Here is a 14,668-nt window from a genome sequence, read left to right as displayed (position 1 = left end):
TTGCAATCCTTCGGCAAATTTTCTATAGGTCAGGCTTCTTGGAGCCTGGCCTTTCCTGCTTTGTGCAGGGGTCTTTCTAAACTACCGCTCGTTGTGACGGGAGCCGTATGTCAATACCACGCTTGAAATCCTACCTAACGATGTTCGCCGCCGTGCTCATGCTCGGCCAGGTGCTCACCGCCCAGGCCGAGGAAGCCCTGCCGGACTTCACCACCCTGGTCGAGCAGGCCTCGCCGGCGGTGGTCAACATCAGTACCAAGCAGAAGCTGCCGGATCGCCGCATCGCTGCAGGGCAGATGCCGGACCTGGAAGGCCTGCCGCCGATGTTCCGCGAGTTCTTCGAACGCAACATGCCGCAGCAGCCGCGCTCGCCACGTGGTGACCGCCAGCGCGAGGCGCAGTCGCTGGGCTCGGGCTTCATCATTTCCAGTGATGGCTACGTGCTCACCAACAACCACGTGGTCGCCGACGCCGACGAGATCATCGTCCGCCTGTCGGACCGCAGCGAGCTGCAGGCCAAATTGGTCGGCACCGACCCGCGTACCGACGTGGCCCTGCTGAAGGTCGAGGGCAAGAACCTGCCGATCGTGAAGCTGGGTGATTCCGAGAAGCTCAAGGTGGGTGAGTGGGTACTGGCCATCGGTTCGCCGTTCGGCTTCGACCATTCGGTGACCAAAGGTATCGTCAGCGCCAAGGGCCGGACCCTGCCCAATGACACCTACGTACCGTTCATCCAAACCGACGTGGCCATCAACCCGGGTAACTCCGGTGGTCCGCTGTTCAACATGAAGGGCGAAGTGGTGGGTATCAACTCGCAGATCTTCACCCGTTCTGGCGGTTTCATGGGCTTGTCGTTCGCCATCCCGATCGATGTGGCGATCGATGTCTCCAACCAGCTGAAAAAAGACGGCAAGGTCAGCCGTGGCTGGCTGGGTGTAGTGATTCAGGAGGTCAACAAGGACCTGGCTGAATCCTTCGGCCTGGACAAGCCTGCGGGTGCCCTGGTGGCCCAGGTATTGGAAAACGGCCCGGCTGCCAAGGGCGGCCTGCAGGTGGGTGACGTGATCCTCAGCATGAACGGCCAGCCTATCGTCATGTCGGCCGACCTGCCGCACCTGGTTGGCGGCCTCAAGGATGGCGAGAAGGCCAAGCTGGAAATCATCCGCAACGGCAAGCGTCAGAACCTGGACATCAGCGTGGGCGCACTGCCGGACGACGATGCCGACATTGGCACTGGCGCCGAAGGCAGCGCCGAGCGCAGCAGCAACCGCCTGGGCGTATCGGTGGCCGACCTGACCGCCGAGCAGAAGAAATCCCTGGAGCTCAAGGGAGGCGTGGTCATCAAGGAAGTGCAGGATGGCCCCGCAGCCATGATTGGCCTGCGCCCGGGTGATGTCATCAGCCACCTGAACAACCAGGCCATCGGTTCGGCCAAGGAATTCACCGAAATCGCCAAGGAACTGCCGAAGAACCGTTCGGTATCGATGCGCGTCCTGCGTCAGGGGCGCGCCAGCTTCATCACCTTCAAGCTTGCTGAATAAGCGGTTTCGCAAGGCGAAAAGGGCAGCTTCGGCTGCCCTTTTTCATGAATCTTCACAATTGCGGGGGTGATTGCTGTGTACAGTCGGACAGAGGAATCTCCCATATCCCAGCAGCTTAAGGTACAATTCCCGGCTATTTTTCGGCGGGCGTCCGGCTCGCAGCCTTTTCGAGTGTTGACCTGTGAGTGATTTGAGTCATATCCGCAATTTCTCCATCATCGCCCACATCGACCATGGCAAGTCGACGCTGGCCGACCGTTTCATCCAGATGTGCGGTGGCCTGTCGGCACGCGAAATGGAAGCCCAGGTGCTCGATTCCATGGACCTGGAGCGTGAGCGCGGTATCACCATCAAGGCCCACAGCGTCACGCTTCACTACAAGGCGCAAGACGGCAAAACCTACCAGCTGAACTTCATCGACACCCCCGGTCACGTCGACTTCACCTACGAAGTCTCGCGCTCGCTGGCGGCCTGTGAAGGTGCACTGCTGGTGGTCGATGCTGGCCAGGGCGTTGAAGCCCAGTCCGTGGCCAACTGCTACACCGCCATCGAGCAGGGCCTGGAAGTCATGCCGGTCCTGAACAAGATGGACCTGCCCCAGGCCGACCCGGACCGCGTCAAGGACGAGATCGAGAAGATCATCGGTATCGACGCTACCGACGCCGTGGCCTGCAGCGCCAAGAGCGGCATGGGCGTGGACGAGGTGCTCGAGCGCCTGGTGCACACCATCCCAGCGCCGGAAGGCGAAATCGATGCACCGCTGCAAGCGCTGATCATCGACTCCTGGTTCGACAACTACCTGGGCGTGGTCTCGCTGGTGCGCGTGCGCCATGGCCGTGTAAAGAAAGGCGACAAGATTCTGGTCAAGTCCACCGGCAAGGTGCACCTGGTCGACAGCGTCGGTGTATTCACCCCGAAACACACCCAGACCGCAGATCTGAAAGCCGGTGAAGTGGGCTTCATCATCGCCAGCATCAAGGACATTCATGGTGCGCCGGTGGGTGACACCCTGACCCTGTCGTCGACCCCTGAGGTCGAAGTGCTGGCTGGTTTCAAGAAAATCCAGCCACAGGTTTACGCCGGCCTGTTCCCGGTCAGCTCCGACGACTTCGAGGACTTCCGCGATGCACTGCAGAAGCTGACCCTGAACGACTCGTCCTTGCAGTACATGCCGGAAAGCTCCGACGCACTGGGCTTCGGCTTCCGTTGCGGCTTCCTGGGCATGCTGCACATGGAGATCATCCAGGAGCGCCTGGAGCGCGAATACGACCTGGACCTGATCACCACGGCGCCGAGCGTGATCTACGAGCTCGAGCTCAAGACCGGCGAAACCATCGTCGTCGACAACCCGTCGAAGCTGCCGGATGTCTCGTCCGTCACCGACTTCCGCGAGCCGATCGTCACGGCGACCATCCTGGTGCCGCAGGAGCACCTGGGCAACGTCATCACCCTGTGCATCGAGAAGCGTGGCGTTCAGCGCGACATGCAGTTCCTCGGCAGCCAGGTGCAGGTGCGTTACGACATGCCGATGAACGAAGTGGTGCTCGACTTCTTCGACCGTCTCAAGTCCACCAGCCGCGGCTATGCTTCGCTGGACTATCATTTCGATCGCTACCAGTCGGCCAACCTGGTCAAGCTGGACGTACTGATCAACGGCGACAAGGTCGATGCCTTGGCATTGATCGTGCACCGTGACAACGCGGCCTACAAAGGCCGAGCGTTGACCGAGAAGATGAAGGAACTGATCCCTCGGCAGATGTTCGACGTGGCGATCCAGGCAGCCATTGGCGGCCAGATCATTGCGCGGACAACCGTCAAGGCGCTCAGAAAGAACGTACTGGCCAAGTGCTACGGTGGTGACGTCAGCCGTAAGAAGAAACTGCTGGAGAAGCAGAAGGCCGGTAAGAAACGCATGAAACAGGTGGGCAACGTGGAGATTCCACAAGAAGCCTTCCTCGCCGTGCTCAGGTTGGATAGCTAGGTCCTATGTCGCTAAATTTCCCGCTGTTGCTAGTCATCGCCGTCTTCGTCTGCGGTCTGCTGGGCTTGATCGACCTGCTGTTCCTGGCCCCGCGCCGGCGTGCGGCAATCGCCAACTATCAGGGCAGCGTCAGCCAGCCCGAGATGGCGGTGGTCGAACGCCTGAACAAGGAGCCGTTGCTGGTCGAGTACGGCAAGTCGTTCTTCCCGGTGCTGTTCATCGTGCTGGTGCTGCGTTCGTTCCTGGTCGAGCCGTTCCAGATCCCGTCGGGTTCGATGAAACCGACGCTGGAAGTGGGCGACTTCATCCTGGTGAACAAGTTCTCGTACGGCATTCGTCTGCCGGTGATCGACAAGAAGGTCATCGAGGTCGGTGATCCGCAACGCGGGGATGTGATGGTGTTCCGTTACCCGAGCGACCCGAACGTCAACTACATCAAGCGTGTAGTAGGCCTGCCGGGCGACGTGGTCCGCTACACCAACGACAAGCGGTTGTTCGTCAACGGCCAGCCGATTGCCGAACAACTGGTGGGCAGCGAACCGGGCACCTTGGGCAGCGCGCAGCTGTACAAGGAAAAGCTCGGCGAGGCCGAACACCTGATCCGCAAGGAGATGAGCCGTTATCGCATGCCGCCGGACCAGCAGTGGACCGTGCCGGCAGGCCATTACTTCATGATGGGCGACAACCGCGACAACTCCAACGACAGCCGTTTCTGGGATGACCCGAACATTCCCAAGGAACTGCACGGCATGGTTCCGGACAGGAACATTGTCGGCAAGGCCTTCGCGGTGTGGATGAGCTGGCCAGAGCCCAAACTCAGCCATCTGCCCAACCTGTCGCGGGTCGGTCTGATCCATTGATACCCATCGGCGCTGTCCAGCAGACAGCGCCGAATGCATTTCTGACATAGGCTGTGTTCTCAGGGATCGGGAGATTCGCCGCACATCGCGCGGCGCACCACAGCCAAACAGTCTTTCAGGATGTTGATTTGAACAACGCGTTGAACAACCAACGGGTGGCCGCATGACTGCTTCCCTTGCCCGTCTGGAGCGAAAGCTCGGTTACACCTTCAAGAACCAGGACCAGATGCTCCTGGCGCTGACCCATCGCAGTTACGCCGGGCGCAACAATGAGCGCCTGGAGTTTCTCGGCGATGCCATTCTCAACTTCGTCGCCGGCGAAGCGCTGTTCGAGCGCTTCCCGCAGGCCCGCGAAGGCCAGCTTTCGCGCCTGCGCGCGCGCTTGGTCAAGGGCGAGACCCTGGCCCGCTTGGCCCGTGGTTTCGACCTGGGCGAATACCTGCGCCTGGGTTCGGGTGAGCTCAAAAGTGGCGGTTTCCGTCGCGAGTCGATCCTGGCCGACGCCCTGGAGGCACTGATTGGTGCCATCTACCTGGACGCTGACATGGACACTGCCCGGGAACGCGTCCTGGCCTGGCTGGCCGACGAGTTCGAGGGCCTGACCCTGGTCGACACCAACAAGGACCCGAAAACCCGCCTGCAAGAGTTCCTGCAGTCGCGCAGCTGTGAGCTGCCGCGTTACGAAGTAGTGGATATCCAGGGTGAACCGCACTGCCGCACCTTCTTCGTCGAATGCGAAGTGGTACTGCTGAACAACAAGAGCCGTGGTCAGGGCGTTAGCCGGCGTATCGCCGAGCAAGTCGCCGCCGCGTCTGCACTGATCGCCCTGGGCGTGGAGAATGGCAATGACTGATAACAACCCGACTCGCTGCGGCTACGTGGCCATTGTCGGCCGCCCCAACGTGGGCAAGTCGACCCTGCTCAACCACATCCTGGGCCAGAAGCTCGCGATCACTTCGCGCAAGCCGCAGACCACCCGCCACAACATGCTCGGCATCAAGACCGAGGGTGATGTACAGGCGATCTACGTTGATACCCCTGGTATGCACAAGGCCAACGACAAGGCCTTGAACCGCTACATGAACCGCAACGCCTCGGCGGCCCTGAAGGACGTCGACGTGGTGATCTTCGTGGTCGACCGCACCAAGTGGACCGACGAGGATCAACTGGTGCTGGAGCGTGTGCAGTACGTGACCGGCCCGTTGATCATTGCGGTCAACAAGACCGACCGCATGGAAGAGAAGGCCGAGTTGATCCCGCACCTGCAGTGGCTGCAGGAGCAACTGCCGAACGCCGAAGTCATGCCGATTTCCGCGCAGCAGGGGCACAACCTCGACGCGCTGGAAGCACAGATCGCCAAGCACCTCCCCGAGAACGATCACTTCTTCCCGGAGGACCAGATCACCGACCGCAGCAGCCGCTTCCTGGCTGCCGAGCTGGTGCGCGAGAAAATCATGCGCCAGTTGGGTGCGGAGCTGCCTTACCAGATCACCGTGGAGATCGAGGAGTTCAAGCAGCAGGGCCATGTGCTGCACATTCACGCGCTGATCCTGGTTGAACGCGACGGCCAGAAGAAAATTATCATTGGCGACAAGGGCGAGCGTATCAAGCGTATCGGCTCTGAGGCGCGCAAGGACATGGAGGTGCTGTTCGACTCCAAGGTCATGCTCAACCTGTGGGTCAAGGTGAAAGGCGGCTGGTCCGACGACGAGCGCGCCCTGCGTTCTCTGGGCTACGGCGACCTGTAAGTTACCTCAGCGCACGGGTCGTCCTGTGGGAGCGGGCCTGCCCGCGAATGCGATAGTGGACTCACTGGCGCTTTCGCGGGCAAGCCCGCTCCCACAATTACATCTGGCCCCCCAGAGATAGTGCATGGACCAACCCACCCCCCAGCCAGCCTATGTGCTGCACAGCCGAGCCTACAAGGAAACCAGCGCGCTGGTGGACTTCTTCACCCCCCAGGGCCGCGTGCGCGCCGTGTTGCGCCGCGCGCGCAGCAAAGGGGGCAGCCTGGTGCGGCCGTTCGTGCCGCTGGAGGTGGAGCTGCGTGGACGTGGTGAGCTGAAGAATGTCGGGCGTATGGACAGCGCTGGTACCGCCGCCTGGCTGCACGGCGATGCCCTGTTCAGCGGGTTGTACCTCAACGAATTGCTGATGCGCCTGCTGCCCGCCGAGGCGCCGTTCCCGACCCTTTTCGAGCACTACACATTGACCTTGCAGGCCTTGGGCGCCAGGCGCCCGCTGGAGCCGCTGCTGCGCTCTTTCGAATGGCGGCTGCTGGACGAGCTCGGTTATGCGTTTTCCTTGCAACAGGACGTTAATGACCAACCTGTCGCTGCCGACGGCCTGTACCGTTTGCGCGTGGATGCCGGCTTGGAGCGGGTCGAGTTGGCACAACCCGGCTTGTTCCGTGGTACCGAACTGCTGGCTTTGGCCGACGCCAACTGGGAGGCCCCAGGTGCCTTGCTGGCTGCCAAGCGCCTGATGCGCCAGGCACTGGCGGTTCACCTGGGGGCAAAACCGCTGGTCAGCCGGGAACTGTTTCGCAAGCGCTGATCACGACGTATGCTGTGGGGCTCAATCTTCAGGAGAGCCTTTCGTGACTCACAGCAACCGCATGCTTCTTGGCGTAAACATCGACCACGTGGCGACCCTGCGCCAGGCCCGTGGCACGCGTTACCCTGACCCGGTCAAGGCTGCCCTGGACGCCGAGGAAGCGGGCGCCGATGGCATCACTGTGCACCTGCGCGAAGACCGCCGGCACATCCAGGAGCGGGATGTGGTGGTGCTCAAGGATGTGCTGCAGACGCGCATGAACTTCGAGATGGGCGTTACCGAAGAGATGATGGCGTTTGCCGAGAAGATTCGCCCGGCACACATCTGCCTGGTACCCGAAACCCGTCAGGAACTGACCACCGAAGGTGGCCTGGATGTGGCAGGTCAGGAAGCTCGGATCAAGGCTGCTGTGGAGCGCCTGGCGCGTACCGGTGCCGAGGTGTCGTTGTTCATCGATGCCGATGAGCGGCAGATCGAGGCCTCGCGTCGGGTTGGCGCGCCGGCGATCGAGCTGCACACCGGGCGTTATGCCGATGCCCAAACCCCAACCGAAGTGGCTGAAGAACTCAAGCGTATCGTCGATGGTGTGGCGTTTGGTGTGGGGCAGGGGCTGATCGTCAATGCTGGCCATGGGTTGCATTACCACAACGTCGAGGCAGTGGCGGCAATCAAAGGCATCAATGAACTGAACATCGGCCATGCGCTGGTGGCACATGCCTTGTTCGTTGGCTTCAAAGCTGCTGTGGCGGAGATGAAAGCCCTGATCGTAGCGGCTTCGCGCTGATTTGTTGGTTGCCTGTACCGGCTTTGTCGCAGGTACAGGCAGCTGATCATTCGCCAGGAAACACCAGGGTAAAGCGGGTAGGCCCCAAGGGGCTGCTGCTCACTTCGACCCGACCGCCATGCAACTGCATGATCGATTTGACGATTGCCAGCCCTAAACCGGTCCCGCCCTCCAACCGCGAACGCCCCGCGCCCACCCGGTAGAACCGTTCGAACAAGCGTGACTGGTGCTCTGCAGCAATACCAGGCCCTCGGTTCTCCACCGCTAGCCGTACTTCGTTGCCCGCACGCTCGATACGCAGTTCGACGGGCTCACCTTCCGGGCTGTGCCGAATGGCATTGCTCAACAGGTTCGACAGTGCTCGCTGGAACATCAGCCGGTCACCCTGTGCAGTCCCCCAGCCCTGAACGCGTAGCTCAACTGCCTTCAGCTCGGCACTGAAAGTAAACAGCTCGACAACCCGCGCTGTCTCGTCAGCCAGCGCCAAGGGTTTTAACGCGACTTGTGCTTGCGGCTGGTTGGCCTGGGCGAGAAACAGCATGTCGTTGATGATGCGGTTGAGCCGGGTCAGCTCTTCGATGCTGTCTTCCAGCACTTCCCGATAGTTCGCATTGTCCCGCTCACGGGCCAGTGTCACCTGCGTCTTGCCCATCAGGTTGCTCAACGGCGTACGCAGTTCATGGGCCAAATCGTCAGAGAACTGCGACAGCTGGCTGACACCCTGATCCAGGCGGTCGAGCATCACGTTAATGCTGCTGGCCAGTTCCGCCAGCTCTTGCGGCAAGCCGGTAGAGGGCAGGCGGTGTTGCAAGTCTTGGGCGGACACCTGCCCGGCAATGCGCCGGAAGTGCCGCAACGGCTTCAAGCCACGTTGCATCAGCCACCAGGCACCCGCACCAATCAGGACCAACAGCAGCGGCAACGCCAGCAAGGTGGAGTGCAGGTAGGCCTGCAGCAGGGCGTTGTCGTCGGCGCGGTTGAGCGACATCATCACCTTGACCGGCGTGTTGTCGCGCAAGCGCATCTGCCGGGTAACGGTGAGCATCTGGTTGCCGCTGCTGTCGCGCCATTCGTGAAAGGCCAGGCGGGCATCGGTGTGCAGTTCGCCGACTCGCGCTTCCAGGGCTGGGCCGAGGCTGAGCAGGTGCGGGTGGCGGCCGTCCAGCGCCAGCACGCTGAGGCTCAGGTTGTCATGCCCCATCACCAGGTCGAGCAGTGGATGGGCGCGGGTGCCCAGGTCTTCGCTGCGCAGGTCGACGCGCAGGTTGTGCTCGACCTGCAACATTTTGCGCGCCAGATCCTTGCGCGCGCGGCTGTCCAGTTCGTGATCCAAGGCGAACACGGCCAGGCAGGCCAGCAGCATTACCAGGGCGGCGCCCATCAGTGTCACGCTCAGGCCCAGGCGCAGTGACAGGCTGGGGTTTCTCAAAAGCGCGCCTCAAGTACATAGCCCACGCCACGCAGGGTGTGAATCAGCTTGTTATCGAACGGGTCGTCGATCTTGGCCCGCAGGCGCCGGATCGAGACCTCGACCACGTTGGTGTCGCAGTCGAAGTTCATGTCCCACACCAGCGAAATGATCTGCGTGCGCGACAGCACTTCGCCTGTCTGGCGCATCAGCAGGTGCAGCAGGGCGAACTCCTTGGCGGTCAGGTCGATGCGCTGTCCGGCGCGGTAAGCGCGGTGGCGGCCGGGGTCCAGTTCCAGGTCGGCGACCCGCAGGGTGCTGGGCTGCAGTTGCTGGTCGTTGCGGCGCAGCAGGCTGCGGATGCGCGCCAACAGCTCAGGGAACTCGAAGGGTTTGAGCAGGTAGTCGTCGGCGCCCAGGTCCAGGCCTTTGACCCGGTCGGCCAGGCGGCCGTGGGCGGTAAGCATCATGATGCGCGTTGCCGACTCGGCGCGCAGGCGTTGCAGCACGGTCCAGCCATCGAGTTCAGGCAGGTTGACGTCGAGAATGACCAGCTCATAGGGCTGTTGACGGGCCAGGTGCAGGCCATCGGTGCCAGTGTGGGCGCAGTCGACCACATAGCCGTTCTCGCGCAGGCCTTGTTGCAAATAGTCGGCGGTTCGCAGCTCGTCCTCGATGATCAGTAGGCGCATGGGTTGCTCGGTATGATGAAAGGGGGGCGATTCTCGACCCTGTAGTGACATCAGGGTCAAGCAGCAGGATGTTACGGCATGCAAATGGCGCTGCGGCGCAGATAACCGATTTGTAATCCTGGCGTAATCTGGCTGCCTGCCAGGGCCACATTGCAGGACTGTAATCCCCGCCTCACCTTGTCGTTAGCTAGCCCTCGCTAGGATGGCCATGTCTGATCGGTTATCACGAGGCAACCACGATGAACCTGACCAAATACCTGCTGTTGGCCACCCTTGCCCTGGGCAGCGCCAGTGTCTATGCCGAGGGCGGTGCGGAGCGCTCGAAGCAGTTCTGGCAAGCCTTCCGCGAAGACCAGCAGCGCTTGCACGGTGACAAGCAACAGGCTGTTGCGGAGCGCGAGCGCAAGGCGCAAGAGAAGGCCCGCGAGGTGGCCAAGGACTGAGGTAACAACACCTGCGCCGCGACAGCTCCTCGCCGCAGGTGTATTCAGGCGCCCAGACGGGCGCCTTTTTTATTTGCGCGCCAGCAGGGTGGCGCGGCGAGGGGCCGGTAGGCCTTCGAGGGTTTTGCTATGGTCGTTCGGGTCGAGGAAGTCGCCCAGCGACTGGTAGCGCATCCACTCGGTGCTGCGCTGCTCCTCGACGCTGGTGACACTAACGTCGACGCAGCGTACATCGCTGAAGCCGGCACGGCGCAACCAGCGGGCCAGGGCCGGTACCGACGGCAGGTACCAGACGTTGCGCATCTGTGCGTAACGGTCCTCTGGCACCAGCACCTGGTTTTCGTCGCCTTCGATCACCAGGGTTTCCAGCACCAGCTCGCCACCTTTGACCAAACAGTCCTTGAGCGCCAGCAGGTGCTCGATGGGCGAGCGGCGGTGGTAGAACACACCCATGGAAAATACCGTGTCGAAACCTTCCAGGTTGGCGGGCAGGTCCTCCAGGGCGAACGGCAGGTGCCAGGCTGGCAGCTCCGGCAGGTACTGTTGCACGGCCTGGAACTGGCAGAAGAACAGCCAGTTGGGGTCGACGCCAATCACCATGTCCGCACCGGCACCGAGCATGCGCCACTGGTAGTAGCCATTGCCACAGCCAACGTCGAGCACGCGCTTGCCCTTGAGGTTCAGGTGCGGGCTTACCCGCGACCATTTCCAGTCCGAATGCCACTCGGTGTCCACATGCACGCCAAACAGGTCGAACGGCCCTTTGCGCCAAGGCGACAGGCCCATCAGTGCCTGGCGCATCTGCGCGCGGGTGGCGTCGTCGCAGTCGCAGTCCAGGCGTAGCCCGTTGACCAGGTCTATTTCGCTGGGTTGCAGGGTGGGCAGGGCTTGGAGTGCACCGCGCCAGCGGTCGAGGTCACCGTGGCCCTTTTCCAGCTTGGCTTCCAGTTGCGCTTGCAGGCCTTGCGACCAGGAAGCCAGGGGCGTACCCGCCAGGCGGCGGACGAGAGGGGACAGATCGATCATGGCAGGGCTATCAACGAGGCGAAGTTAAGGCATTGGAACCAGGGCACCACTTTCGAGAAGCCGGCAGCGCGCAGGCGCTCCTGATGGGCTTCGAGCGTATCGGGCCTCATCACGTTTTCAATGGCGCTGCGCTTCTGGGCAATTTCCAGTTCGCTGTAGCCATTGGCCCGCTTGAAGTCCAGGTGCAGTTCATTGAGCAGGTCCTGCTCTTGCTCATCAGCGAAGCGCAGTTTCTCCGAAAGGATCAGTGCGCCACCCGGCAGCAGCGCCTGGCGGATACGCCCGAGCAGTTCCAGGCGCTGGTCGGGGGCGATGAACTGCAGGGTGAAGTTCATCGCCACCACCGAGGCGGGCTCGAAGGGCAGGGCAAGGATATCGGCTTCCAGCACTTGCACCGGCAGCAACTCCTGGAACATCGAGTCCTGGGCGGTGAGGTACTGGCGGCAGCGCTCGACCATGGCGGCGGAGTTGTCCACCGCGATCACCCTGCAGCCATCGCTGCGTACATGGCGACGCAGCGACTGGGTGACGGCACCCAGTGAGGCACCCAAGTCGTACAACGCGGTGTTTGGCTGGGCGAATCGTGCGGCCAGCACGCCGAGGTTCTCGACGATGGTGGGGTAACCGGGCACCGAGCGCTTGATCATGTCCGGGAACACGCGCACCACGTCTTCGTTGAACACGAAGTCGGGCACCTGCTCCAGGGGTTGGGCGAAAAGGCGGTCGGGTTGTTTGCTCACGGCGGGCTCGATACAGGGTGAAACGGGGGCGCATTTTATCCCAATGGCCACGCATCTTGCCATGGTAATGCTCAGGGACGGAAGGTTCATGCCGAGGTTAAAGAACTTTCCCACAGCGTTAAGTTACAGCGCTTAATGAATTGAGTACGGTTCAAGTGGAAGCTTTGAGTGCAATTAATTTATTGGCCTTATGGATTGAACTATGAATGTGACGACTGGGTGGGAAGCGCTGCCCGTAGATGAACTTGACCCCATGGCCAAGGTGAAAATGCTGCCGGAGCGCTACTTTTCATTTCTTGGAAATCGGATGGGCAACAGTCAGCAAATCGGAAGTTTACTGACGGCCGAGAACCTTAAAGCTATCAAGAAATACGTCAATGTCGTCAATCAGCTACCCCGTACGCAGGCAGAGATTGAACGGGAGGTCGACTACGGTGCTCTAGGGGTTGATGTGACGATGGTCAATGACCTTTATGTTGCGTTGCACCGGCATGTCTATGAATGGGACATACTGGAGCGCAGTATCAAGCAGTTAGGTCCTGAAATTGAATTGTTTGCTGAAAGCCTGGTGCAGCGTGGCGGTAACTTGCTGGATAACCTTGAAAATAGCGAGGTTTTCGCAGCACTCAAAAAGCGCAAGGCTGAGCAAGGGGGTAATGTCTACACGCAGGAGTTCAGTGAGGAAGAGCAAGCTCAGATCACAAACCTGCTCACGCCTGGCATCACTGAGCTGGTCAGAGAAATCGAAAGCACTCAGCGGCGAATCGATGATGTCGATGCGCGTGCCAACTGGTTCAACAATGAAATAAAACGTGAGCTCAAACCGCGCATGGGGCGCTTGCTGAAGCACTTCGATGAGAAGGTGTCCCCTGAGGGAACCCTGGAGAAACGCAGGCAGCTCGATCAATGGGATGAGCAGATCGATCAATTGAAGTCCGAGTACGATGCCAATGTGGGTTATGCGTTCACCGGTATGGTGTTAGGGCCGATTGGTCTGGTTATCACCGGGGGCGTTTTCGGCAGCCAGGCGGAACGCATCAGGGCCACGAAGAATGCGTTGATTGAACAGCGCGATGAGCTGGCGCGTGCGTTGGCCATGGTGGCGCCTGCCTTGAAAGACTTTGAGCGTGTTTCGACGCTGGTCAGGGACTTGCAGTTCAGATGCAAAGATCTGTCGGCGGCGACCAAGCGCTTGGCCGATGTCTGGTTGTTCCTTGCCTCGTATGCCAGTACCTCGGTCAGTGAAGCCAAGGAACTGGGTACGATCACCCAGCTCGAGTCCTTCGTGCATGATTTTTCCGAAGTCATAAAACCGTGGGCCAAGATAGGAAATATCTGCCACACGCTGTCCCAACTGTTCAATGAGCTGGTTGACGAATATGAGGAAGCTTGACATGGATGTTGCCAATATTGAAAACGTCATGCCTGATTTTGTGCGAATGCATAAAGCACAGGGCCAAATATTTCAGCGCCTGGAAAGGTGGGAGATGAACGTGCTTCCAGGGGCACGCGAGCAATTGGATGAATTGCGTGTGCTGTTGCTGGCTGTAGAGCGTGGATTCAAGGAGAGTTTGATAGGGGGTATCACGTTACTGGAGGACCGTGATTTCATTCCGGGTAAGGGAGGAACCGATAATCACCAACGGCTGGCCAGTGTTCTGGACCGCCTGAGCCAGTATCAGGCGCGGCTGGTCGGGAAAAATCTGCGATTGGAACTTTTTTCATTATCGGCGATGGTCGACTCTTTGGAGGCGTTGGCAGAAAAAACGGCCACCCTTGAAGCCCAGTCTGCTTTGTTCGAACAACGGTTGGTACAACTGCGACAACAACGGGCGGATATCGTCCAGGCTATCGAGTTGTTCGAAAAACCTTCGGTTGCCAGTGCACTGAAGGGGCTCATCCCAAGTGATGAAGAAATTGACCAGATAATGGGGTTGATCACAGACCCTAAGTTCGACGCCAATTTGTTCAAGGCGGTGGCGCAAAAGCTTGCCAGCCACGCTGATGCGCTGGAAGGGGCCAGGACATTCAGCGATTTGGGCGAGGCCCGTGCTCGCCTTGATAAAAAAATCGAGGAAGCACTGGGTGACCAACGGCAGGTGCAGCGCCCCCTGCAAACGGCGCGGGATGAGTTGGAAGCGGTCAAGGCTTTGTCAGGTGTCGAACCACTGAAGAATGACTGGCTGCACGAGCTTCGCAAGGTGGAGCTGGAGTGGCAGGCTCGGGCCGTAAAACTCAGCGCGACGATGGACTTGGACACCGCCACGGTCGCGCTGAAAGAGCTCTGCGAATACCTGAAAGCGGTGCAATTGATGTATGACCGCAGTTGATCGCCCTTAGCGGACGATAATCTTGCAGTCGAAGGTTTGCACGGGGGCGACATCAGCAGCCCAAGGCTGCTGGTAGGTCAGAACCAGTTGGGCATCCCCGCTGTTGCTGGCTTGGAAGCGCCAGGTGGAGACACCGGCGCTGCCGACCACACCCTCTTCTTCCGGGGCACTGTACACCTCTGAGCCGACGCTGTGCAGCACGCTTGAGGCTGCATCCTGAACACGCCAGCGGTAGCCGGTGGAGGGGTTGCTGGGCAGGGTCAGGGTCAGGATCTGGCCGACTTGCAGGCGCTTGGGGCACTCGCTT

At 60.5% G+C, this 14,668-nt stretch carries 15 protein-coding genes; 10 read left to right on the top strand and 5 right to left on the bottom strand.

Going from position 1 to position 14,668, the window contains the following annotated elements; translation table 11 throughout:
- The first annotated feature begins 140 nt into the window (after positions 1-140).
- From APH42_RS22030 to pdxJ, 7 genes are all read left to right on the top strand, one after another.
- A complete protein-coding gene (locus APH42_RS22030) occupies positions 141-1,541 on the top strand; it encodes a DegQ family serine endoprotease (RefSeq protein WP_370739325.1) in 1,401 nt (466 codons plus the stop codon).
- Between the two features lie 181 nt (positions 1,542-1,722).
- Positions 1,723-3,522, top strand: coding sequence for a translation elongation factor 4 (gene lepA, locus APH42_RS22025; protein WP_041166580.1), 1,800 nt, complete (start codon positions 1,723-1,725; stop codon positions 3,520-3,522).
- A 5-nt stretch (positions 3,523-3,527) separates the two neighbouring features.
- Positions 3,528-4,382 carry a signal peptidase I gene (gene lepB / locus APH42_RS22020; protein WP_012273928.1) on the top strand — a complete coding sequence of 285 codons (855 nt, stop codon included), beginning with the start codon at positions 3,528-3,530 and terminating at the stop codon, positions 4,380-4,382.
- A gap of 163 nt (positions 4,383-4,545) precedes the next feature.
- Positions 4,546-5,235 carry a ribonuclease III gene (gene rnc / locus APH42_RS22015; protein WP_012273927.1) on the top strand — a complete coding sequence of 230 codons (690 nt, stop codon included), beginning with the start codon at positions 4,546-4,548 and terminating at the stop codon, positions 5,233-5,235.
- Positions 5,228-6,130 carry a GTPase Era gene (gene era, locus APH42_RS22010; RefSeq protein ID WP_012273926.1) on the top strand — a complete coding sequence of 301 codons (903 nt, stop codon included), beginning with the start codon at positions 5,228-5,230 and terminating at the stop codon, positions 6,128-6,130. The genes rnc and era overlap by 8 nt, the downstream gene beginning before the upstream one ends.
- Before the next feature lie 124 nt (positions 6,131-6,254).
- Positions 6,255-6,938, top strand: coding sequence for a DNA repair protein RecO (recO, locus tag APH42_RS22005; protein WP_060494205.1), 684 nt, complete (start codon positions 6,255-6,257; stop codon positions 6,936-6,938).
- Positions 6,939-6,999: 61 nt separating this feature from the next.
- On the top strand, positions 7,000-7,722 hold the full coding sequence (gene pdxJ / locus APH42_RS22000; RefSeq protein WP_218580762.1) for a pyridoxine 5'-phosphate synthase: 723 nt from the start codon (positions 7,000-7,002) through the stop codon (positions 7,720-7,722).
- 46 nt (positions 7,723-7,768) lie between these two features.
- Here the strand turns inward: pdxJ and APH42_RS21995 are convergent, their stop codons facing one another.
- Positions 7,769-9,151, bottom strand: a complete 1,383-nt coding sequence (locus tag APH42_RS21995) for a heavy metal sensor histidine kinase (protein WP_060494204.1) — start codon at positions 9,149-9,151, stop codon at positions 7,769-7,771.
- Positions 9,148-9,822: a heavy metal response regulator transcription factor gene (locus tag APH42_RS21990; protein WP_012273922.1), complete on the bottom strand. Its 675-nt coding sequence runs from the start codon at positions 9,820-9,822 to the stop codon at positions 9,148-9,150. The genes APH42_RS21995 and APH42_RS21990 overlap by 4 nt, the downstream gene beginning before the upstream one ends.
- 239 nt (positions 9,823-10,061) lie before the next feature.
- Here APH42_RS21990 and APH42_RS21985 point away from each other — a divergent pair, with 239 nt between their 5' ends.
- Entirely contained in the window at positions 10,062-10,265 is a 204-nt protein-coding gene (locus tag APH42_RS21985; RefSeq protein WP_003252072.1) for a hypothetical protein, read from the top strand.
- A gap of 69 nt (positions 10,266-10,334) precedes the next feature.
- On the opposite strand, the gene cmoB is transcribed toward APH42_RS21985, so the two are convergent.
- The gene (gene cmoB / locus APH42_RS21980) at positions 10,335-11,291 is read right to left on the bottom strand and encodes a tRNA 5-methoxyuridine(34)/uridine 5-oxyacetic acid(34) synthase CmoB (RefSeq protein ID WP_012273921.1); all 957 of its coding nucleotides are present in this window, start codon (positions 11,289-11,291) and stop codon (positions 10,335-10,337) included.
- The gene (gene cmoA, locus APH42_RS21975; RefSeq protein WP_041166579.1) at positions 11,288-12,031 is read right to left on the bottom strand and encodes a carboxy-S-adenosyl-L-methionine synthase CmoA; all 744 of its coding nucleotides are present in this window, start codon (positions 12,029-12,031) and stop codon (positions 11,288-11,290) included. The genes cmoB and cmoA overlap by 4 nt, the downstream gene beginning before the upstream one ends.
- Before the next feature lie 202 nt (positions 12,032-12,233).
- Between cmoA and APH42_RS21970 the strand changes: the two genes are divergently transcribed.
- Positions 12,234-13,424: an alpha-xenorhabdolysin family binary toxin subunit A gene (locus tag APH42_RS21970; RefSeq protein ID WP_060494203.1), complete on the top strand. Its 1,191-nt coding sequence runs from the start codon at positions 12,234-12,236 to the stop codon at positions 13,422-13,424.
- Position 13,425: 1 nt separating this feature from the next.
- A complete protein-coding gene (locus tag APH42_RS21965) occupies positions 13,426-14,361 on the top strand; it encodes an alpha-xenorhabdolysin family binary toxin subunit B (protein ID WP_012273918.1) in 936 nt (311 codons plus the stop codon).
- Between the two features lie 6 nt (positions 14,362-14,367).
- On the opposite strand, the gene APH42_RS21960 is transcribed toward APH42_RS21965, so the two are convergent.
- Positions 14,368-14,668, bottom strand: a 301-nt coding sequence (locus tag APH42_RS21960; protein ID WP_060494202.1) for a protease inhibitor I42 family protein, incomplete at its 5' end; no start/stop codon positions are given.

The sequence above is a fragment of the Pseudomonas sp. NBRC 111140 genome (genome assembly GCF_001320885.1).
Classification (GTDB): domain Bacteria; phylum Pseudomonadota; class Gammaproteobacteria; order Pseudomonadales; family Pseudomonadaceae; genus Aquipseudomonas; species Aquipseudomonas putida_P.
This window is presented reverse-complemented; position numbering and strand designations above follow the sequence as displayed.